Origin of the sequence: Microbacterium sp. PF5, assembly GCF_004794315.1 — a bacterium.
GTDB classification, from domain to species: Bacteria; Actinomycetota; Actinomycetes; order Actinomycetales; family Microbacteriaceae; genus Microbacterium; species Microbacterium sufflavum.
The window spans coordinates 1-20,042 of the sequence record NZ_SSDQ01000173.1; the positions used below are offsets into that span (position 1 = coordinate 1).

Genomic DNA, 20,042 nt, shown 5'->3' on the forward strand with positions numbered 1-20,042 from the left:
GCACGGCGGGCGGCCGTGCGTCCGTCGCCGGTGTCGTCCCGCTCCTCCTCCGCCGCGATGTCGGCACCGTCGGCGTGTCCGGTGGTGACGAGCGCGGTCAGCAGCTGCCACCGCAGGTCGGGATCGATCACGAGACCGTCCGGACCCCGGCCGTCGAGCATGTCGCGCAGGTCGGCGTGGTGCACATCGTCGAACGCCGAGGCCGTCGCCAGCGCGCGCGCCCACGACAGCTGCGCGTCACTTCCCGCCTCCGCGGCCTGCAGCGCCGACCAGGCGGCCTCCGTCCAGGCGCGCTGCTCCTCGACCCGGCGTTCGTCGGCCACGAAGTGGCGCACGGTGAACGCGGCGTTCTGGATCGCCGCCCCCAACAGTCCGCCGTTCGGCTCGGCCGGGGCGTGAGCACGGGCGATGCGCAGGAAGCGTCCCGCATCGAGCTCACCGTCGCGGGTCGCGTTCCACAGCGACGACCACACCAGCGCCCGCGCCAGGGGGTCCTCGATGGCCGAGAGCGACTCCTCCGCGGTCGCCAGCGAGCGGTCGTCCATCCTCGCCTTCGCGTAGGTGAGGTCGTCGTCGTTCAGGAGCACGAGGTCCGCTTCGGGGACGTCGAGCTCGACCCGCTCGCCGGGAAGGTCGAGCTCCCGCTGCTCGCGGCGGACGATCCGACCGTCGACCCGGTCGTAGAAGCCGATGCGGAGGCGATGCGGACGGGTCCCGCTCTGCACGAGGGTGCGGCGGCCGTCGTCGTCCGCCTCGATCCACAGCGTCGAGACCCCGGTGGTCTGCAACCACGCCGCCGCCCAGTCGCTCATGTCGCGCCCGGACGCCTCGCTCAGCACCACGAGGAAGTCGTCGAGCGTGGTGTTGCCGAAGGCGTTCGCCGCGAAGTAGCGTCGCGCGCCCTCGAAAAACGCCTCGTCGCCGACGTAGGCGACCAGCTGCTTCAGCACCGAGGCACCCTTGGCGTACGTGATGCCGTCGAAGTTGAGCTTCGCCGCCTCGAGATCGGGGATGTCGGCCACGATCGGGTGCGTCGTCGGCAGCTGATCCTGCTGATATGCCCACGACTTGCGCCGCATCGCGAACGTGACCCAGGCGTCGTGGAAGCGCGTCGCCACCGCGGACGCGTGCGAGCCCATGTAGTCGGCGAACGACTCCTTGAGCCACAGGTCGTCCCACCAGGTCATGGTCACGAGGTCGCCGAACCACATGTGAGCCATCTCGTGCAGGATCGTGTTGGCCCTGGCCGCCCGCTGTGCGTCGGTGGCGGCACCGCGCGAGAGGTAGGACTCGGTGAAGGTCACCAGCCCGGGGTTCTCCATCGCGCCGAGGTTGTACTCGGGTACGAAGAGCTGGTCGTACTTGCCCCAGGGGTACGGATAGGCGAAGGCCTCGGTGAAGAAGTCGAGCCCCTGCCGCGTGACCTCCAGGATCTCGTCCGACTCGAGGTGCTCGGCCAGCGAGCGTCGCACGAACAGTCCGAGGGCGATGCGCTGCTCGTCGCGCGTCCACTCCCCGTCCACGCGGGTGTACGGTCCCGCGGCCACCGCGGTGATGTAGCTGGAGATCGGCAGCGTAGGGGCGAACTCCACGCGCTGCACGCCCACGCCGAGGTCCACATGGGCGGGCGACTGGTTGGACAGCACTTCCCACCCCGACGGCGCATCGACCACGAAGGTGTACTCGGCCTTGAGGTCGGGCTGCTCGAAGCACGCCATCACGCGGCGGGCGTCCGCCGGCTCGTACTGCGTGTACAGGTAGGTGCGGTCGTCGGCGGGGTCGTGGAAGCGGTGCAGCCCCTCCCCCGAGCGGCTGTAAGCGCCGACCGCCTCGACCCGCACCACGTTGGACGGTGCCAGACCGGTGATCGCGATCCGTGCTCCGTCGTAGTCGACCTCGCGCTCCTCGCCGTTCACCTCGACGCGGCGCACCTCCTCGCCGATGAAGTCGAGCCAGGTCGCGTCGGTCGTCGCGTCGAACTCCAGCGTGGTCGCGGTGGGGAATCCGGTGCGGGCCCGCTCCGGCGCTCCGGTCAGGTCGAGCTCGACGCGGATGCGGTGGAGGGTGACGGCCGCGGATCGCGCGGCGGTCTCCTCGCGGGTCAGGTTGGCGGTGTCCACCCTTCCATCCTGGCATCCTGGAGCCGTTCGCACGGCCTCGGCGAGGTTCAGACCTGGACGAGCCGATGCCCCCGGTTCCGCGGAGAGCCCCCGGGACGCGGCCTGCCGGGCCGACGCGACGGCCTCGTCGCCGCGCGACCGGGTCCCGGCCGCGGTACGCGGCGTCAAGACGCGCGCGCAGTGCTGGCCGGTGGTCGCGGCCGTGCTCACGCGGCTCGTGCCGCTGCTGATCGCCGCCCTCTGCTCGTCCCTCGCCGGTTGATCTTGCGGGAGGTCTCGGGACCGCCGAGGAGGCGACGGATCGCGGTCTCGGGGGTCACGTCGAGGTCGAGGGTGCGTCCGCGAGCGTACTGCCGGAACACCCGCGGGTCGATGTAACTGTTGCGGGCGACGGCGGTCGTGTTCCCGAGCGCGGTCGCGGCGGCCTGCACGGCCAGCCGCTCGGCCTGAGCGCGCTGACCCTTGCGGTCGAGGGCCCCGATGCGGGCGAGGGCGTCGGCGGCGATGATCGTGCCGTGCAGCGTGCGGAAGTCCTTCGCCGTGAAGCTCGCCCCCAACACGTCCTTGAGGTACGCGTTCACCTCCGCGGGGGTGATCTTCACACGCCTCCTCCCCTTGCGGTACGCGAGCAGGAACGCATTCGAGGCTCCCGCCGCGAAGTCCGTGAGCGCCTCCGCGAGGGCCTCGTCGGTGATCTCGATCGAGGCGGTGCGACCGCTCTTGGCGGGGAACGACAGTGCGACGTCGCGGCCGCTGAGGCGCACGTCGCGGCGCCTCAGCGTGGTCAGTCCACGGCTGCCGTGACGCGCGAGGTACCGCTCGGATCCGATGCGCAGGGCCGCGTCGTCGAGCAGTCGGAACGCGATCGCGAGGGCCCTGTCCTTGGTCTGCCCCTCTTCGCGCAGCGCCCTGGTCACCTGCGCCCTCGCGCTCGGGAGCGCGGAGGCCAGATCGAGGGCGCGCACGAACTTCCGGCGGTCGCGGGAGACGCGCCACAGCGGGTGGTAGAGGTACTGCTTGCGGTCGGCCTGGTCGATGCCGACGGCCTGGATATGCGCGAGCGGGTCGGCCGCGATCCACACGTCGCGCCACGCGGGCGGGATGACCAGGTCGTTGATGCGCTCCCGGTCGGCCTCGGGCGCCGGTGCGCCGGTCGGGTCGACGTAGCGGAACCCGGAACCCGACCGCTGTCGACGGAACCCCGGGTCGACGCCCGGCACCACCCTGATCAGCCGCGCCATCCCTGCTCCTCCCGCCGTCGTCGTTCCGGTCCCCTGAACCCTGCCTCGGGTGCGACCGGACGAAAAGGGAGTGGCGCGTCACCCGGCCGAGGTGCTATCCGCTTGCGGATCCTTCGCGAAGACGGATCGCATGTGGTCGCTGGTGAGGAAGTCGGCGATGCCGATCATGATGAGGCTGAACACGATCTGCTCGGTCACCATCCACACCGGGTACAGCCCGGGGATGGCGGCCATGACGAGCGTGATGACCGGGAAGATTTGCGCGAAGAGGCGCAGGCGCTGGTAGGCCCAGCGCCAACCACGACGGGCCCGCCAGGCGAAGTAGAACAGGGTCGCCGTCATCGCCAGCACGATGAGCGTGCGCATCCACACGGCGAACGGCACCCTCTCGCCGTCGACGGCGAGGATCAGCGCGACGACGACGGCGCCGACCCCGAGCACCAGTTCCGCGACCAGCAGCCAGAGAATCCAGGTGAAGGCGCGCACGGTCTTCGGATGCGTGCGTCCGGCCTCGCTGATCGCGACGCCGGCCTGCCGCCCGCCGGCGATCCGATCGAGGCGGAGGAAGAGCGATTCGAGTGCCATGCTCCGGAGCCTAGACCGCGGCCTCGCCCGCGACCTCCTCCGTTCGATGGAGGGGGACGCCGTTCGCCTCCGAAGGCACCACGCGCTCGAGCACGAGAGCCAGCACGCCCACCGCCAGACTTCCGGCCACCATCACGCCGATGAACCAGCCCTGCGCCCCCGCGCCGAGCAGCAGACCGGCCACCAACGGCCCGGTGATCGCTCCACCCTGGAACGCCGCCGAGTTGATCGCGTTGTAGCGGCCCCGGGTGCGGTCGGTGGCGAGGTCGTTGTAGATCGCGGGCACCGTCGGCTGCAGCATCGTCTCCCCGAATGCGAACACCCCCATGAACGCGATCACCCCGATCGCGGCCGCGAGCGAGTCGGGCAGCAGCCCCGCAGCTCCGAGCGCGACCCAGGACAGGGCCCAGATGAGCGCCATCACCTGCATCACCCGCGTGCGACGCTTGCCGGAGATCAGCCGGAGCACCGCGAACTGCAGCAGCACGATCACCGCGGTGTTCACGGCGAAGGAGACGCCGACCACCTGTGTCGACACCTCTGCCACCTGTCGCGCGAACGCCGGGAAGCCGGCCTCCAGCTGTCCGTAGCCGATGAAGACGGAGAGGAAGGTGAGCAGCGTCAGCCACAGCACCGCGGGCCGGCGCACGATCTCGCGGTAGCCACCCGCCGTCTCGTCGGCCGGGTCGTGGTCGGGCTGCGTGCGCACACGTCGCAGCGGCCCGAGGAGCAGCGCGAGCGGGATGAGACTGGTCGCCGCGTCGATGAGGAAGATCGTGGTGAAGGTCGCGGGATCGTCGACGTTCACGAAGAAGCCGCCGACGATGCCGCCGACGCCGATGCCCAGGTTCACCAGCGCGAAGTTCACGCCGAAGTACTGCTGGCGGAGCTCACCCTCGACCACCGAGGCGATCAGGGCGTTGAACCCCGGCCAGGAGACGCCGAAGTTCACGCCGATCAGCACGACGGCCACGGTGGCCACGGCAGGGTGCGTCGCGTACGCCAAGAGCGTGCACCCCGCGATCATCGCCAGCAGCCCCGTGATCAGCACGCGGCGGGCACCGAAGCGATCGATGAGCGTGCCTCCCGGACCGGTCACGACGAGCCCGGTGATGGCGATCAGGCTCATCAGCGCACCCGAGAGCCCCAGGTCGAACCCGCGGACCTCGTGCAGGTAGATGATCGTGAACGGCAACGTCATGCCCCGCCCGAGCGTCTGGATGGCGACGGTGGACAGCAGCCAGCGCCCTTCGGTGGGCAGCGCTTTCCAGAAGGAGCTCATTCCGATCACCTCGGTAGTGTTCCAGGGTCTTCCGACATCGGCCGCGCGGCCTGCCGATCCGGCGCCGAACCGATATTCTGCGACCATGCCGCTGTCATACGAGGAGTTCCGATCGTCCCTGCTGAGCGACGAGGGGCTGCAGGCCCTCGGCCTCCCGCTGACCGCCGCCGAGGCCCAGCGCGTGCAGGCCGACGACCAGGCGAGCCGCAGCTGGTACGACTACTGGCTCACCGTCAGCGGCCAGGCCACGCCGCCCGCCGCGACCGTCGCCGCGACGATGCCCCTGGGCGGCCATGACCTCCCCACGTCCGCGCCGACCGCGTACCCCGCGGCGTACGGCGCGACCACCGAGGCGTACGCGACCGGCGCCGCTCCGTTCGCCACCCCGCCGCTCGACCCGAACGCCCCGCCCGCCGACGGCACCGGCCGCAAGAGTCGTGCGGGGCTCTGGATCGCGCTGTCGATCGTCGGCGCCCTGCTGCTCATCGCCGCGATCGTCACGGTCTACGCCGTGGTCACGGCGCGCCACTGGACCAAGGTCGACGTGCCGGAGAAGCCCGAGACCTTCCACAGCGAGGAGTACGAGACCGGCGCCTACCTCGTCGCCGACGACGGGGTGAGCCCGTGCTACGTCGACCAGGACTGGACCGACTGCATCGCCGCGATGGAGGCCCAGTACGCGGGGGCGTGCGCCGGCGTGGAACTGGTGCCGACCGCGGCCGACCTGTGCGCACAGCACCGCGCCGAGATCGACCGGATGATCGCGGAGGATGTCGACGGCACGTACGTCGCCTCCCTGGGCGACTTCGGACACCTCACCCGCACGCCGGAGACCGCGACCCGCCAGGTATCCAACGACGACTACGAGCCCGCCGTGACCCACGAGGCCGTCTGCTACCTGGGCTTCCTCGGGGAGTGCGAGTAGCGGGGAGCACGGTTCGGTCGCGTTGGCGTCCTCATATGCGGACACCCCGACAGATCTGACGTACCCTCACTCCGTCGGGAGCGGCCCATGCTCCCGGGTCACTGAGGAGCACTGATGCACGCCTTCTATCGCGAAACCCGCCGCGTCGCGGCTTCCGTCCTCGCCGGAGCGCAGCTCTACTTCGCGGTCTGGAACGCGGCGAACCACCACGGCGTCGCCGCCGTGCTGACCACCGGGGCACCACTGATCGCCGCGGCGCTGCTCCTGGCCGCCGTCTTCGTCAGGAAGCGCGGTCCCCTCGACATCCTCGCCTTTTTGGTGTCCGCACTTGCCGCCGCGGTGTGCTGGGGCGCCTCGACGGTCACGCCCGACATCCTGACCTATCTCCCCGCCGTCGCCGCATCGATCGCGTTCGCCACCATCGCCCTGGTGCTCCGCGCGGAGCGGACGGGCCCGCCGGCGAACACCCCGTAGCGTGCCCGCCCTCGCCCGAGAACGACAGAAGCCCGGAGCCGCATTCCTGCGGATTTCCGGGCTTCTGTGAAGTGCTGGGGTACCTGGACTCGAACCAAGAACAACTGAACCAGAATCAGCCGTGTTGCCAATTACACCATACCCCAAGGGCGAAACCAGAGCCTCGCACCGAGAGTCAAGCTTACCCGAGCGGCGACCGATCGCCAAAACCACCGGCGTGTGCCGCCGCTCGGGCGCGTCGCGGCTCAGTCGGCCAGGAACGCGGCCAGGGCGCGCAGTCGCCGCAGCGACTCGTCCTTGCCGAGCAGCTCCATCGACTCGAACAGCGGCGGCGAGACGCGGCGCCCGGTGATGGCGACGCGCGGCGGCCCGTAGGCCACGCGGGGCTTGAGCCCGAGCTCGTCCACGAGCGCCGTCGACAGGGCCTCCTGGACCTTCTCCGGGGTGAAGTCCTGCACGGGCTCGAGCGCGGCGACGCAGGCCTCGAGCACCTCCGCGGCGTTCGCCGGCAGACCCTTGAGGGCGTCCGCGTCGTATGACACCTCGTCGCGGAAGAGGAAACCGAGCATGCCCGGCACCTCACCCAGCAGCTGCACCCGCTCCTGCACGAGCGGCGCGGCGCGGAAGGCCAGCACGAGCTGCTCGTGGGTCGGCTCGTCGAACAGGCCGGCCGCGGCGAGGTACGGCACCGAGCGCTCGGCGAAGTCCTTCACGTCGAGCATGCGGATGTGGTCGCCATTGATCGACTCCGCCTTCTTCTGGTCGAAGCGGGCCGGATTCGGGTTCACGTTCTCGATGTCGAACGCGGCGATGAACTCGTCGAGCGAGAACACGTCACGGTCGGGGCCGATCGACCAGCCCAGCAGCGCCAGGTAGTTCAGCAGCCCCTCGTGGATGAAGCCGCGCTCCCGGTGCAGGAAGAGGTCGGCCTGGGGGTCGCGCTTGGAGAGCTTCTTCGTGCCCGTCTCCCCCAGCACCAGCGGCATGTGCGCGAAGCGTGGGACGAACGTCGTCACCCCGGCGTCGATCAGCGCGGCATAGAGCGACAGCTGACGGGCGGTGGAGGGCATGAGGTCCTCGCCGCGCAGCACGTGGGTGATGCCCATCAGCGCATCGTCGACCGGGTTCACGAAGGTGTACAGCGGCACGCCGTTCGGACGCACGACCACGAAGTCGGGGAACGATCCGGCCGGGAAGGTGACCTCGCCGCGGATGAGGTCGACGTACGTGAGGTCCTCGTCCGGCACCCGCAGGCGCAGGGCCGGCTGGCGACCCTCCGCGCGGAACGCCGCCTTCTGCTCATCCGTGAGGTCGCGGTCCAAGTTGTCGTAGCCGAGCTGCTTCGCCCGACCGTTGGCCTCGTTGCGGGCGTCGATCTCCTCCGCCGTCGAGTAGCTCTCGTAGAGCGCGCCCGTCGCGAGCAGCTTGTCGATCACTCCGCGATAGATGTCGTGCCGCTCGGACTGGCGGTACGGTGCGTGGGGACCGCCCACCTCGACGCCCTCGTCCCAGTCGATCTCAAGCCAGGTGAGCGCGTCGACCAGCTGACGGAAGCTCTCCTCGCTGTCCCGCGCGGCGTCGGTGTCCTCGATGCGGAACACCATCTTCCCGCCGTTGTGGCGCGCGTACGCCCAGTTGTACAGAGCCGTGCGGACCATGCCGACGTGCGGCAGCCCCGTCGGAGAGGGGCAGAAGCGGACGCGGATGTCGGCGCCGCTGGCGGTCGTGGTGAGGGGGTGAGGAGTAGCCATAGCCTTTCGATTCTACGGGTGCGCGGGGCTCAGCCCGCGGCGCTCGCTCAGCCTCCCGGGCAGTCGCAGTCGCCTCCGCTGTGGCACTGGCAGATCGGTGGCGGGTAGTCCGCCGCCGTCACCGACTCCCGAACGTCGAGCTCGGTGAAGGGGACGACCTCGTCGTACCTGTCCGCGTCCGGGATGTCTCCGCACACGCCGTCCTCCGCACGGATCTCGGCGGCGGCCTGCGGGAAGACGAAGTCGACGCACGTCGCGGCGCTCGACTGCTGATACCAGTGCCCGCCGCCGGTCGTCGCACCGCCGCCCACGACGAGAGTGAGGGTCACGGCGTCCTCGGCGTCGTCGAGGGCCACCAGGGTGTACAGACCGGATCCGTCTTCGGCACCCTCACGCGCGTCGTGGACGAAGCCGAGTCCGGCGACGGCCGCTTCCGGGTCGCTGACGATCTGGTCGCGGTACTCCCACAACGAGTCCTGCGCGTCTTCCACGGACTCGGCGAGGCTGTCCCTCACCAGCGTCCCGATGCTCGGTGCACACCCGGTGAGCGCGCCGACGATGACGACGAGCGCAGCTGCGGCGACTCGTCCGGCCTGGGAGGACATGGCTCGACCGTAGCGCAGTACACACCGCCTCCGCGTGAGCTCAGCGGATGGCGCTCAGGGCGATCGCCGTGTGACGGCTCCCCCGCCGTCGGTCACCGCGCAGTGGTCCGCGCGAGCGGCGAGAGCACCACGATCGCGAGGACGAGCACGGAGGCGGCGATGCCGAGGCCCGCGTACTGGAAGTTCGACAGCACGATGCCCGCGAGCACGGAACCGGCGGCGGCCGAGAGGCTCATGAGCGAGTCGCTGCGACCCTGGCGGCGCGTGCGCAGCTCGGGTGCCGAGGCTTCGGTCAGCAGGGCGGCGCCCGCCACGGTCGCCGCGCTCCAGCCCAGGCCGAGCAGGATGAGCGCGACCATCACACCCCACGCCTCCGTTCCCGTGAACACCGCGAACGCCAGCGCGCCGCCCAGGAGCACCTGCCCCAGCAGCACCACGCGCAGCCGCCCCCACCGGTCGGCCAGCACACCGAACACGGGCGACAGCGCGTACATGCCCCCCACGTGCAGCGCGATCGTGATCCCCACCAGGGCCGAGACGTCGGCCGGGGTCGCCGCAGCGCCGTGTGCCCCGTGCGCCATGTGCGACAGGTGCACCGGGGTCATCGCCATGACCGACGCCATCACCACGTGGGAACCGGCGATGGCGAAGATGGCGTAGCGCGCGACCCGCGGACGGTCGACCGCCGTCGTCCCGGTGGCGGCGGCCGCCTGCGTCGCGAGGCGCTGCGCCGCGAGGAGCGGATCCGGGCGCAGCGCCACGAGGTACAGCACGAGCGCGGCACACTGCGCCACGAACGAGAACACGTACGACCCGGTCTGCGGCGGCATCCCGATCGCGTGGCCGACGACCTCGCCGGGGCCGAGCAGCAGCGGTCCCGCGACGCCGCCGATCGTCGTCGACCACACCACGATCGACAGATCGCGGCCGCGGTGCTGCGGGGCCGCGAGGTCGGTCGCGGCGAACCGCGACTGCAGATTGCCCGCGTTGCCCGCACCGATCAACAGGATGCCGACGAGGAGCAACGGGAACACCTGGACCGAGGCCGCGAGGATCACCACGGCGATGCCGACCAGGGCGAAGAGGTTGCCGAGCGTGAGCGCGCGGCGTCGACCGAGCCGTGCCGCCAGCCGAGCGAGCGGGATCGCGCACAGTGCCGCGCCGAGCGTGACGGAGGCGGTCGCCAGCCCGGAGAGCGCGTCGCTGCCGGAGATGTCGGCCGCGAGCAGGGCACCGAGCGAGACGGTCGCCCCGAACGCGATGCCCCCGAGGACCTGCCCGAGCGACAGCACGAGGACGGTGCGCCGCTGCACCGCCGTCTGCTGCGCCGCCGTCAGGGCGCCGGAGGTCATGTCGCGGGAACGGCGTCGCGCGCGGTGTTGCGGAGGATGCCGAGGCCGGAGATCTCCACCTCCACGACGTCGCCCGCCGTGAACGTGCCGACACCCGCCGGGGTCCCCGTCATGATCACGTCACCGGGGAGAAGGGTGAACACGGCCGAGGCGTACGCGATGATGTCCGCCACCGAGTGGATCATGTCGGTGAGCGGCGCGTGCTGCCGCACCTCGCCGTTGACCCTGGTCTCGATGGTCGCCGTCGACGCGTCGAAGTCGGTCTCGATCACGGGGCCGAGCGGGCAGAAGGTGTCGAAGCCCTTCGCCCGGGACCACTGTCCGTCCTTGCGCTGCAGATCGCGCGCGGTGACGTCGTTGCCGATCGTGTAGCCGAGCACGTAGTCGAGGGCGTTCTCCGCCGTGACGTTCTTGGCGATCTTGCCGATCACGACCACCAGCTCACCCTCGTACTCGGTGCGCTCGGACAGGGCGGTGGGACGCACGATCGCGTCGTCCGGGCCGATGACGGCCGTGTTCGGCTTGAGGAACAGCAGCGGCTCCTCGGGCGCGACCCCACCCATCTCGGCGGCGTGGTCGTGGTAGTTCTTGCCGACGCACACGACCTTGGAGCGCGGGATCACGGGGGCGAGGAGCTTCGCCTCGGCGAGCGGCACCCGGTCGCCGGTGGTCTCGTACCCGGCGAACATCGGGTCCCCGGCCAGCACCACGAGCTCGCGCTCGTCGATGATCCCGTACATGATGGCGTCGTCGTGGCTGAACCGGGCGATCTTCATGCGTCCAGCCTAGCGACGACGAAGACCCCGGACCGGGCGAGCCGGCGCGGGGTCTTCGGAGGTGGGGATCAGGCGTCGAGGCGCACGAGCCAGCCGTGCTTGTCCTCGCGGCGGCCGTACTGGATGTCGGTCAGCTCCTCGCGCAGCGACAGGGCCAGCTCGCCGAGCGGCTGCGGCTCGTCGAAGCCGTCGCCGACCAGCGCACCGATCGGGGTGACGACGGCGGCCGTGCCGCATGCGAAGACCTCGACGATGTCGCCCGAGGCGACGCCCTGACGCCACTCGTCGATCGAGATCGGTCGCTTCTCGACCGTGTAGCCGCGGTCTTCCGCGAGCTGCAGCAGCGAGTCGCGCGTGATGCCCTCGAGGATGCTGTCGGACTCCGGGGTGACGACGCGGCCGTCCTTGAAGACGAACACGACGTTCATGCCGCCGAGCTCTTCGACGTCGCGCTTCTCGTTGAGGAACACGACCTGGTCGCAGCCCTTGGCGGCGGCCTCGGCCTGCGGGAGGAGGCTCGAGGCGTAGTTGCCGCCGGTCTTCGCCTTCCCGGTGCCGCCCTTGCCCGCGCGAGCGTAGTCCTCCGAGAGCCAGATGCGCACCGGCTTCACCCCGCCGCTGAAGTACGCGCCGGCGGGGCTCGCGATCACGTAGTACGCGACCTTCTGCGCCGCCCGCACCCCGAGGAACGCCTCCTTGGCGAACATGAACGGCCGCAGGTACAGGCTCTGGTCGGCGCCCGACGGCACCCACCGACCGTCAACGGTGATCAGCTCGCGCAGCGACTGGATGAAGTACTCGGTGGGCAGCTCCGGAAGCGCCAGGCGGCGCGCGCTCGCCTGCAGGCGGGCGGCGTTGCGGTCGGGACGGAAGGTGTGGATGGACCCGTCGGCGTGACGGTAGGCCTTGATGCCCTCGAAGATCTCCTGCGCATAGTGCAGAACCGAGGCGGCGGGGTCGAGCGGGATCGGGCCGTAGGGCTGCACGCGCGGACGGTGCCAGCCGCCCTTGGCCGACCAGCAGATGTCGACCATGTGGTCGGTGAAGACGACCCCGAACCCGGGGTTCTCCAGCACCTCGGCGAGCCGCGTCGGGCTCGCGGCGTTCAGGTTCTTCGTCACGGCGAACTCCAGGGGAGCCACGCTCGTCTCGGCGTCGATCGTCGTCATGTCGTCATCCAATCCTCGTGGGTGGGCGCATCCTCGCGCCCTGTCAGCCTACGCCCGCCGCTCAGAGGCGGGCAGTGATCGCGGAGCCGATCTCCGCGGTGGTGCGGGCACCGCTGCGCGCGGCGATGTCCGCCTCGACCGCGGCGCTCACACGCGCCGACTCGGCCGCGAAGCCGAGGTGGTCGAGCAGCAGCGCGATCGAGAGGATCGCGGCGGTCGGGTCGGCCTTCTGCTGACCCGCGATGTCCGGAGCCGAGCCGTGCACGGGCTCGAACATCGACGGGAAGGCGCCGTCGGGGTTGATGTTCCCCGAGGCTGCGAGGCCGATGCCGCCCGTGACGGCGCCGGCGAGGTCGGTGAGGATGTCACCGAAGAGATTGTCCGTCACGATCACGTCGAAACGCGAGGGGTCCGTGACCAGGAAGATGGTGGCGGCGTCGACGTGCAGGTAGTCGACGGTCACATCGGGGTGTTCCGCCGCGACCTCGTTCACGATGCGCTGCCAGATCGCCCCGGCGTGCACGAGCACGTTGGTCTTGTGCACGAGGGTGAGCTTCCGGCGCCGACGCTCGGCAAGGTCGAACGCGTAGCGCACGACGCGCTCCACACCGAAGGCGGTGTTGACCGAGGTCTCGTTGGCGACCTCCTGCGGCGTGCCGACGCGGATCGCGCCGCCGTTGCCGACGTAGGGCCCCTCGGTTCCCTCCCGCACCACGACGAAGTCGACCTCCCCCGGGTCGGCGAGCGGACCGGGCGCACCAGGGAAGAGCTTCGACGGGCGCAGGTTCACGTAGTGGTCAAGCGTGAAGCGGAGCTTCAGCAGCAGGCCGCGCTCGATGTTCGCGTTCTTCAGGCGCGGGTCGCCCGGCGTGCCTCCGACCGCGCCGAGCAGGATCGCGTCGTGCGCCGAGATCGCCGCCAGGTCGTCATCGGTGAGCGTGTCGCCGGTCTCGAGGAACCGGCCGGCTCCGAGCGAGAAGCGGGTCTTGTCGAACGTCACGTCGCTGTCTGCGGTGACGGCGTCGAGCACCTTCTCCGCCTCCGCGATGACCTCGGGACCGATGCCGTCACCGGGGATGACGGCCAGCTTCACGACACGCGACATGAGACTCCTTGCGCACTGCACGGGGGTGGACCGGCCGCGGCGCGACCGCGGGTCGTACGGGCCGGTCCCCCCAGCGTAGTGGTCAGTGCGTGGGTGCCTTGCGCAGTGTGACGGCGGCGATCACCGCGGCGACGACCACGAGCCCGGCGCCGATCAGCGAGGTCACCGTCACCCCGGAGCCGAACGCGTCGGCGGCGGCCTGCCACAGCGCGTCTCCGAGCTGCGACGGGAGCTGCTGCGCCGCGGTGTACGCGCCGGCCAGCGTCTCCTGCGCCGCGTGCGCGACGTCGGCCGGCAGGCCCTCCGGAAGCACGAGCGCTCCGCGGTAGAACGCCGTGATGAGGCCGCCCAGGATGGCGGTGCCGAGCACGGCGCCGAGCTCGTACGCGGTCTCGGACACGGCACTGGCCGCGCCGGCCTTCGCGGCCGGAGCGCTGGAGAGGATGAGCTCGTTCGAGATCGTCTCCGCGGCACCGATGCCGATGCCGAGCACCGCGAACGCGAGGATCAGCGGCACGACACCGTGGTCGTGCGTCGTCATCGCCACGATCAGGTAGCCGACCACGGAGAAGACCAGCGCCGCGGGGATCAGCACGTGCGGCGGCACGCGACGCGAGATCGGCACGACCGTGAGGCCGGCCACGATCATCGCCGCCATGCCGGGCACGAGTGCGAGCCCGGCCATCATGGGCGAGAGCCCGAGCACGAGCTGCACGTGCTGCGACACGAAGTAGAGGAAGCCCACCAGGGCGACCACGCTGAGCAGGTTCACCAGGATCGCCCCGGAGAAGGAGCCCCTTCGGAACAGCGCCATGTCGAGCATCGGGACGTCGGAGCGGAGCTGACGCCGCACGAACAGCGCGCCCATCAGAAGGCCGAGCACGGCCCATCCCCCCGCGTACAGCGAGGGCCCGTCCACCGCGAACGACTTGATCGCGTAGACGACCGGGATCATCGCGGCCATCGACAGGGCGATGCTCAGCGGGTCGATGCGACCGGGGTGCGGGTCCCGGCTCTCGGGAACCAGCAGCGGTGCGCCGATCAGCAGCGGGATCAGCACCGGTACAGCGAGGAGGAACACCGAGCCCCACGCGAAGTGCTCGAGCAGGAACCCGCCGACGATCGGCCCCAGGGCCGCACCGGCGGAGAACGCGGACGCCCAGACCGCGATCGCCATGCGCCGCTGATCGCGGTTCTGGAAGATCGAGCGCAGGAGCGACAGCGTGGAGGGCATGAGCATCGCACCGAAGAAGCCGAGCAGGGCGCGGGCGGCGATGAGGAGACCGGCCGTCGGAGCGAACGCGGCGAGGGCCGAGACCACGGCGAACCCCGTGGCTCCGATGAGCAGCAGCTTCCTCCGCCCGAACCGATCACCGAGCGTGCCCATGGTCACCAGCAGTCCGGCCAGCACGAGCGGGTACACGTCGATGATCCACAGCTGCTCGGCACCGGTGGGTGCGAGCGAGATCGAGATCTCGGGCAGGGCGAAGCTCAGCACCGTGTTGTCGACCGACACCAGCAGCACGGGGAGCATGAGGACGACGAGCGCCGCCCACCCTCTGGCGCCGACGCGCGGGGCTTCCGTCTCTGTCGTCGGGATCGACGCAGTACGGCTCATGGAACACCTCTCAGACTCTCGGCGGCTCCGTTAGTAAACCGTCCGGCTGGTATAGTAACAGAGACCGGCCTCCCGTTTCCGAACAGAGGATGAACGATGCCCCGACCTCCCCTCGCCCGCGAGAAGGTTCTCGACGCCTTCGAGGCGATCCTCATCGACGAGGGCGAGCGCGCGGCCACGCTCGACGCGACAGCCAAGGCCGCGGGCGTCTCCAAAGGCGGGCTGCTGTACCACTTCCACTCCAAGGACGACCTCGAGGCCGGACTCGTGGAGCGGCTCGACCACCTCACCACCCTCGACCTGGAGCGCATGAACGCGGCGGAGGAGGGCCCGGTCGCCTACTACGTCCGCACGTCGGTCATGGAGGACGACGCCCTCGACCGCGCCCTGATCGCCACGACCCGCCTCGCCCAGGGCGGCTCGGCCCGCGCGGCCGACATGCTCCGCGAGACCCGGCGCCGCTGGGCCGACACCATCCGCCCGCACGTGCGCGACACCGCCAGCCTCGACCTGGTGATGCTGGTCAGCGACGGGCTCTACTTCAACAACTCGCTCGACGTGCACGGACCCGAGCGGCTCGTCCCCCGCAGCGATGAGCTCGCCGACCTGATCGCCCTGGTCCTGCGTGCGACCGCCTGACTCGCGAACCGAAGAGGGGCGGGAGCGTCACGCTCCCGCCCCTCTTCCGTGGTGCTGCGGCTCAGACCTCGGTGATCTCGATCTGCCGGAACAGGTCGGCGTCGATCGCGTCGCGCACGTCGTCGAGCAGTTCCTCCGACACGGGCGAGTCCAGCGTCAGCACGCTGAGCGCCTGGTCGCCGGCCGCGCGGCGCGCGATCTGCATGCCCGCGATGTTGATGCCCGCCTCACCGAACTTCTGGCCGTACACGGCCACGATGCCCGGACGGTCGGTGTAGAGCATGACGACGTGGTGCTTCTCGATCGGCAGCTCCAGCGCGTGGTCGTTGATGCCGACGAGCTTCTCCGCCTGCTTCGGACCGGTCAGGGTGCCGGACACCGAGAGCTGCGAACCGTCGGACAGGGCCCCCGTCAAGGTGATGACGTTGCGGTACTCCTCGCTCACGTCGTCCTTGAGCAGGCGGACCGCGATCCCCCGCTGCTCGGCGAGGAGCGGAGCGTTCACGTACGACACGGTCTCGCTGACGATGTTCGTGAACACGCCCTTGAGCGCCGCGAGCTTGAGCACGCTGACGTCGTAGTCGTTGAGCTCGCCGTGCACCTCGACGTCGAGGCTCGTGAGCGGCGAGGTCGCGAGGGCCGCGAAGATCTGGCCCAGCTTCTCCACGAGCGAGATCCCGGGACGCACATACGGGTCGATCACGCCGCCGGCCACGTTGACCGCGTCGGGCACCAGGTCGCCGCCCAGCGCGAGTCGCACCGAGCGGGCGACCGAGACACCGGCCTTCTCCTGCGCCTCCTCCGTGCTCGCACCGAGGTGCGGCGTGACGACCACGTTCGGCAGGTCGAGCAGCGGACGGGCACTGCCGCCCTCCGCCGGCGGCTCAGACGTGAAGACGTCGAGACCGGCACCGGCGATCTCGCCAGCGACGAGCGCCTCGTGCAGCGCCTCCTCGTCGATCAGCCCGCCGCGCGCGACGTTGACGACGAAGGCGGTCGGCTTCATCGCCGCGAACTGCTCCGCGCCGATCATGCCCGTGGTCTCCGGAGTCTTGGGCATGTGGATCGTCAGGAAGTCGGACTCCGCCACCAGCTCGTCGAGCGACAGGAGCTGCACGCCGAGCTGCTGGGCGCGGGCGGACGTGACGTAGGGGTCGTACGCGACGACGCGCATGTCGAACGCCGCGAGGCGGGCGGCGACGAGCGCGCCGATACGTCCGAGCCCCACGATGCCGACCGTCTTCTCGAAGAGCTCGGCGCCCGTGAACGAGCTGCGCTTCCACTGCCCGGCGGCGAGCGAGGCGTGCGCGGCCGGGATGCGCCGAGCGAGGCTGAGGATGTGACCGACCGTGAGCTCGGCGGCCGAGACGATGTTCGACGTCGGAGCGTTCACGACCATGACGCCCGCCGTGGTCGCGGCCTTGATGTCGACGTTGTCGAGGCCCACGCCCGCACGCGCGACGACCTTCAGCTTCGGCGCGTGCGCCAGCGCCTCCTCGTCAATGCGGGTCGCCGAGCGGATGAGCACCGCGTCGGCCTCGGCCAGCGCGGCGAACAGGGCCTCGCGGTCGGTGCCGTCGACGTGGCGGACGTCGAAGTCGGGGCCGAGCGCCTCGATCGTGGCGGGAGAGAGTACTTCGGCGATGAGCACGACGGGCTTCGGCACAGTGGATCCTTCGGGGCAGCGCGACAGGCGGGAGGGGCCGATGCGCCGCACACCGTCGGGGGCGCGATCGCGACAACTCTACCCGAGCCGCCATGCCGCTCCGTGCCGTGTGACGCCGCGCGGTCCGGCTCGACCGGTGGCGTCCGGGTCAGGCGCTGGGGAGCGTGAGGCTGAGCGCGAGCAGACTCATCCAGAAGACGGCGACGATGCCCAGCCCCGCGAGGAACACGAGGGCGAGCTCGCCCACGCGCCGGCGACGCCCGATCGCGGAGGCGAAGCCGAACACGATCAGGGGGAAGACGACACCGAACAGCAGCACGGCCCAGCCCGCACCCGTCAGACCGGTCTGCGCCATCGTGATCAGATGCGCGACCGCGTTCCACACCGCGTAGGCGTAGAACAGCCCGGCGAGGACGATGACGGTGCCGGCGAGCCAGCGCGGCGATCCGGACGACACCGCCGATGCGTTCTCCGACGAGCTCATGATCCGACCACCCCCACCGTCACGAACGGCCACGGCACCAGGAGCACGACCCCGGCGAGCAGCAGGGCGACCCGCACCCACGCGGCCCTCCCCCGCGTGAGAACCCACGTCGCGAGGAACCACAGCGCGGGCGCCGCGATCGCGAGCACGAACCAGGGCAGGAACATCGCGTCGGCGACCAGGAACGAGGCGAGCGGTTGCAGCCGCAGCCCACCGACGACCCAGCCGACCGAATAGAGGAGATACACCCCGCCGACCACCCCGACGAGCAGGAGCATCGCATTGCTGAGTCCCGCCGGCGCCTCGTCGTCGTCGGCGGCGACGGACGCCGCGGGCGCCGACGGCGGTGCCGCCTCGGTGGGCGGTGGAGACGCGGGGGGTCGCGTCGTGGGCGCGCCCGCGGCGCTCTCCGTGGGCGTGGCGTCGTGAAGAGGCGGCTCGACGGGCGGGGCCGCGTTCTCACGTCGCCGCGGGCGACCGGTGCGATGCGACGCCGTGTCGTCGTCGCCCTCCCAGCTCAGGGCGTCGTCGGAGTCGGAGGTCATGCCTCCAGCGTAGGACACCCCGTCCACTAGGATCTTGCGTGCCCTGGCCGGTGCGGTCGGGCCTTCGGGGGAAGGGATCAACGTGGCCGAGAGCGACGACAGGACCGCCGGCAGGGACAGGAACACCGCCGCGAGCACGGAGCCACCGGCGGGGTGGACGCCGAGCGCCGCGGCGAAGACGACGGCGATGCGCTTCCGCTGGATCGCGGGCGCGCTGTGGGCCCTCGCGATCATCGGCGAGGGCGTCGGGATCTTCTGGCTGCTCCGCCAGCGCGTCTACGTCGGCGAGGACGGCACGCTCGTGCGCGACCCCGACACGGGTCTGCTCGAGGAGCATGGCGTCACGGCACAGTTCCCGCAGTGGGCGTTCATCGCCCTGCTCGTGCTGCTCGTCGTGATCGCGGCCCTGTCGATCACGGGCTCCGTGCTCTGGAAGAAGGCGAACCGGCTCGATCCCGCGCGGAAGGCGGACAAGACCCGCTTCTTCGTGCAGAACCAGCTCGGCGCGATCATCGCGATCGTCGCCTTCTTCCCGCTCGTGATCCTGATCTTCCTGAACAAGGACATGGACAAGGGGCAGAAGACGACGGCCGGCATCGTCGGCGTCGTCCTGGCCGCACTGGCCGTGTTCGTCGGCGTGGACTTCGCCCCGCCGTCGGTCGAGCAGTACACGGCCGATCAGTCGACCGTGATCCAGCTGCTCGGCAAGGACGAGGTGGTCTGGGTCGACGGCGGCAAGGTCTATCACGTGTGCGACGAGGTGCCGGCGATCCAGACGGGCAGTGAGATCCGCACCGGCACGACGGCGCAGGCGATCGAGGCGGGCAAGATCCGCCTCACGCTGCAGTTCGCCTCGGAGCTGCGCACGTGCGGCCTCGCGGTGCCGGAGAACGCGGACGAGATCACGGAGGCGCTGCGCGCGATCCAGGACGGCGCAGTGGACACGCCGCTGCCCGCGCCGGTGTGGGCGGACCCGGCGGATGCGCCCATCCAGATCGAGGACGCCCCGGCGAACGTGGGCTGACGCTCAGTCGCGCCCGAGCGCCTCGACCAGTCGCTCCTCCGCGGACGCGAGGTGCGCCCGCAGCAGCTCGGCCGCTTCGTCCTCCGCACCCGCGGCGACGGCATCGAGCATCTCCCGATGCTGTGCGGCGATCTCCTCCGCGTTCAGCAAGCGCCGCCCCTGCACCTGCGCCATGCACAACCGGACCTCGTCGAGCACGCTCCGATACATCCGTCCGGTCCGCTCGCTGTGCAGCGCATCGATCAGCGCCGTATGGAAGCGCAGATCGGGGTCCACGGTCGCCGGGTCGGGCCCCGGTCCCATCGCGAGCAGCTCCGCGTTCGCCTCGACCGCGGCGGCGGGCACTCTGCGCGCCCGTGCCAGCTCCCGGAGCGCGGCGCTCTCCAGGCGGGTGCGCGTGCGGTAGACGTCGCGCACCGTCGCCTGGTCGATACCCACCACGCGTGCGGTGCGATGTGCCGTGCGCACGAGCAGGCCGCTCGCGACCAGCTGTTCGATCGCCGCCTTCGCGCTGGGCCTGGCCACACCGAAGGACTGCGACACCGCGGCCTCGGTGAGCGGCTCGCCCGATCGGATCTCACCGCCGAGGATGCGCGCGCGCAGCTGGGCGGTCACCGCATCGACCACGCCGACGACGCCGAGGCCGCGGTCCGTGGGGATGGTCATGGCCGTCAGCCTAGC

The 20,042-nt window shown here is 70.7% G+C and carries 19 protein-coding genes and 1 tRNA gene; 4 read left to right on the plus strand and 16 right to left on the minus strand.

Translation table 11 applies throughout. The features are described from left to right. The 4 genes from pepN to DW297_RS17745 form a co-directional block, all read right to left on the minus strand. A partial coding sequence (gene pepN / locus DW297_RS17730) for an aminopeptidase N (protein ID WP_136034895.1) occupies positions 1–2,120 on the minus strand: 2,120 nt, incomplete at its 3' end. A gap of 206 nt (positions 2,121–2,326) precedes the next feature. After that, positions 2,327–3,361: a DNA topoisomerase IB gene (locus DW297_RS17735; RefSeq protein WP_136034897.1), complete on the minus strand. Its 1,035-nt coding sequence runs from the start codon at positions 3,359–3,361 to the stop codon at positions 2,327–2,329. Between the two features lie 78 nt (positions 3,362–3,439). Further along, positions 3,440–3,946: a hypothetical protein gene (locus DW297_RS17740; RefSeq protein WP_136034899.1), complete on the minus strand. Its 507-nt coding sequence runs from the start codon at positions 3,944–3,946 to the stop codon at positions 3,440–3,442. A gap of 10 nt (positions 3,947–3,956) precedes the next feature. After that, positions 3,957–5,228 (minus strand): MFS transporter, encoded by a 1,272-nt coding sequence (locus tag DW297_RS17745; protein ID WP_240744679.1) that lies wholly within the window; start codon positions 5,226–5,228, stop codon positions 3,957–3,959. Positions 5,229–5,313: 85 nt separating this feature from the next. On the opposite strand from DW297_RS17745, the gene DW297_RS17750 reads away from it, so the two are divergent. Both DW297_RS17750 and DW297_RS17755 read left to right on the plus strand, forming a co-directional pair. Continuing rightward, complete coding sequence (locus DW297_RS17750) at positions 5,314–6,153, plus strand: hypothetical protein (protein ID WP_136034903.1); 840 nt, start codon at positions 5,314–5,316, stop codon at positions 6,151–6,153. A gap of 114 nt (positions 6,154–6,267) precedes the next feature. Further along, positions 6,268–6,627 carry a hypothetical protein gene (locus DW297_RS17755; RefSeq protein WP_136034905.1) on the plus strand — a complete coding sequence of 120 codons (360 nt, stop codon included), beginning with the start codon at positions 6,268–6,270 and terminating at the stop codon, positions 6,625–6,627. Positions 6,628–6,701: 74 nt separating this feature from the next. Here DW297_RS17755 and DW297_RS17760 read toward each other — a convergent pair. The 8 genes from DW297_RS17760 to DW297_RS17795 all read right to left on the minus strand — a co-directional run bounded on the left by DW297_RS17760 (position 6,702) and on the right by DW297_RS17795 (position 15,003). Beyond that, positions 6,702–6,773 (minus strand) — tRNA-Gln (locus tag DW297_RS17760). A 99-nt stretch (positions 6,774–6,872) separates the two neighbouring features. Next, a complete protein-coding gene (gene gltX / locus DW297_RS17765; protein ID WP_136034907.1) occupies positions 6,873–8,378 on the minus strand; it encodes a glutamate--tRNA ligase in 1,506 nt (501 codons plus the stop codon). 47 nt (positions 8,379–8,425) lie between these two features. Continuing rightward, entirely contained in the window at positions 8,426–8,983 is a 558-nt protein-coding gene (locus DW297_RS17770; RefSeq protein ID WP_136034909.1) for a hypothetical protein, read from the minus strand. Positions 8,984–9,075: 92 nt separating this feature from the next. Beyond that, positions 9,076–10,335, minus strand: a complete 1,260-nt coding sequence (locus DW297_RS17775; protein WP_136034911.1) for an MFS transporter — start codon at positions 10,333–10,335, stop codon at positions 9,076–9,078. Continuing rightward, entirely contained in the window at positions 10,332–11,111 is a 780-nt protein-coding gene (locus DW297_RS17780) for a fumarylacetoacetate hydrolase family protein (RefSeq protein WP_136034913.1), read from the minus strand. The genes DW297_RS17775 and DW297_RS17780 overlap by 4 nt, the downstream gene beginning before the upstream one ends. A gap of 68 nt (positions 11,112–11,179) precedes the next feature. Further along, positions 11,180–12,280 carry a branched-chain amino acid aminotransferase gene (locus tag DW297_RS17785; protein WP_136034915.1) on the minus strand — a complete coding sequence of 367 codons (1,101 nt, stop codon included), beginning with the start codon at positions 12,278–12,280 and terminating at the stop codon, positions 11,180–11,182. Positions 12,281–12,341: 61 nt separating this feature from the next. Beyond that, the gene (locus DW297_RS17790; protein WP_136034918.1) at positions 12,342–13,385 is read right to left on the minus strand and encodes a 3-isopropylmalate dehydrogenase; all 1,044 of its coding nucleotides are present in this window, start codon (positions 13,383–13,385) and stop codon (positions 12,342–12,344) included. Positions 13,386–13,467: 82 nt separating this feature from the next. Next, on the minus strand, positions 13,468–15,003 hold the full coding sequence (locus DW297_RS17795; RefSeq protein WP_136034920.1) for an MFS transporter: 1,536 nt from the start codon (positions 15,001–15,003) through the stop codon (positions 13,468–13,470). A gap of 96 nt (positions 15,004–15,099) precedes the next feature. On the opposite strand from DW297_RS17795, the gene DW297_RS17800 reads away from it, so the two are divergent. After that, entirely contained in the window at positions 15,100–15,642 is a 543-nt protein-coding gene (locus DW297_RS17800) for a TetR/AcrR family transcriptional regulator (RefSeq protein ID WP_136034922.1), read from the plus strand. A gap of 61 nt (positions 15,643–15,703) precedes the next feature. Here the strand turns inward: DW297_RS17800 and serA are convergent, their stop codons facing one another. The 3 genes from serA to DW297_RS17815 all read right to left on the minus strand — a co-directional run bounded on the left by serA (position 15,704) and on the right by DW297_RS17815 (position 18,337). Further along, positions 15,704–17,308 carry a phosphoglycerate dehydrogenase gene (gene serA / locus DW297_RS17805; RefSeq protein ID WP_136034925.1) on the minus strand — a complete coding sequence of 535 codons (1,605 nt, stop codon included), beginning with the start codon at positions 17,306–17,308 and terminating at the stop codon, positions 15,704–15,706. A gap of 148 nt (positions 17,309–17,456) precedes the next feature. Then, positions 17,457–17,792, minus strand: a complete 336-nt coding sequence (locus DW297_RS17810; protein WP_136034927.1) for a hypothetical protein — start codon at positions 17,790–17,792, stop codon at positions 17,457–17,459. Beyond that, a complete protein-coding gene (locus tag DW297_RS17815; protein ID WP_240744680.1) occupies positions 17,789–18,337 on the minus strand; it encodes a hypothetical protein in 549 nt (182 codons plus the stop codon). Before DW297_RS17815 ends, DW297_RS17810 begins: the two co-directional genes overlap by 4 nt. Positions 18,338–18,419: 82 nt before the next feature. On the opposite strand from DW297_RS17815, the gene DW297_RS17820 reads away from it, so the two are divergent. Then, positions 18,420–19,361, plus strand: coding sequence for a hypothetical protein (locus DW297_RS17820; RefSeq protein WP_136034931.1), 942 nt, complete (start codon positions 18,420–18,422; stop codon positions 19,359–19,361). 3 nt (positions 19,362–19,364) lie between these two features. On the opposite strand, the gene DW297_RS17825 is transcribed toward DW297_RS17820, so the two are convergent. Continuing rightward, on the minus strand, positions 19,365–20,027 hold the full coding sequence (locus tag DW297_RS17825) for a GntR family transcriptional regulator (RefSeq protein WP_136034932.1): 663 nt from the start codon (positions 20,025–20,027) through the stop codon (positions 19,365–19,367). Positions 20,028–20,042 lie beyond the last annotated feature (15 nt).

What these genes read in the sequence shown, in the direction of transcription:
- DW297_RS17795 (WP_136034920.1), bottom strand. Translation starts at nt 15,003, where the DNA reads ATGAGCCGTACTGCGTCGATCCCGACGACAGAGACGGAAGCCCCGCGC.
- DW297_RS17755 (WP_136034905.1), top strand. Translation starts at nt 6,268, where the DNA reads ATGCACGCCTTCTATCGCGAAACCCGCCGCGTCGCGGCTTCCGTCCTC.
- DW297_RS17815 (WP_240744680.1), bottom strand. Translation starts at nt 18,337, where the DNA reads ATGACCTCCGACTCCGACGACGCCCTGAGCTGGGAGGGCGACGACGAC.
- DW297_RS17750 (WP_136034903.1), top strand. Translation starts at nt 5,314, where the DNA reads ATGCCGCTGTCATACGAGGAGTTCCGATCGTCCCTGCTGAGCGACGAG.
- DW297_RS17740 (WP_136034899.1), bottom strand. Translation starts at nt 3,946, where the DNA reads ATGGCACTCGAATCGCTCTTCCTCCGCCTCGATCGGATCGCCGGCGGG.
- DW297_RS17775 (WP_136034911.1), bottom strand. Translation starts at nt 10,335, where the DNA reads ATGACCTCCGGCGCCCTGACGGCGGCGCAGCAGACGGCGGTGCAGCGG.
- DW297_RS17825 (WP_136034932.1), bottom strand. Translation starts at nt 20,027, where the DNA reads ATGACCATCCCCACGGACCGCGGCCTCGGCGTCGTCGGCGTGGTCGAT.
- gltX (WP_136034907.1), bottom strand. Translation starts at nt 8,378, where the DNA reads ATGGCTACTCCTCACCCCCTCACCACGACCGCCAGCGGCGCCGACATC.
- DW297_RS17735 (WP_136034897.1), bottom strand. Translation starts at nt 3,361, where the DNA reads ATGGCGCGGCTGATCAGGGTGGTGCCGGGCGTCGACCCGGGGTTCCGT.
- DW297_RS17780 (WP_136034913.1), bottom strand. Translation starts at nt 11,111, where the DNA reads ATGAAGATCGCCCGGTTCAGCCACGACGACGCCATCATGTACGGGATC.
- DW297_RS17790 (WP_136034918.1), bottom strand. Translation starts at nt 13,385, where the DNA reads ATGTCGCGTGTCGTGAAGCTGGCCGTCATCCCCGGTGACGGCATCGGT.
- DW297_RS17800 (WP_136034922.1), top strand. Translation starts at nt 15,100, where the DNA reads ATGCCCCGACCTCCCCTCGCCCGCGAGAAGGTTCTCGACGCCTTCGAG.
- DW297_RS17785 (WP_136034915.1), bottom strand. Translation starts at nt 12,280, where the DNA reads ATGACGACGATCGACGCCGAGACGAGCGTGGCTCCCCTGGAGTTCGCC.
- DW297_RS17770 (WP_136034909.1), bottom strand. Translation starts at nt 8,983, where the DNA reads ATGTCCTCCCAGGCCGGACGAGTCGCCGCAGCTGCGCTCGTCGTCATC.
- DW297_RS17810 (WP_136034927.1), bottom strand. Translation starts at nt 17,792, where the DNA reads ATGAGCTCGTCGGAGAACGCATCGGCGGTGTCGTCCGGATCGCCGCGC.
- DW297_RS17745 (WP_240744679.1), bottom strand. Translation starts at nt 5,228, where the DNA reads ATGAGCTCCTTCTGGAAAGCGCTGCCCACCGAAGGGCGCTGGCTGCTG.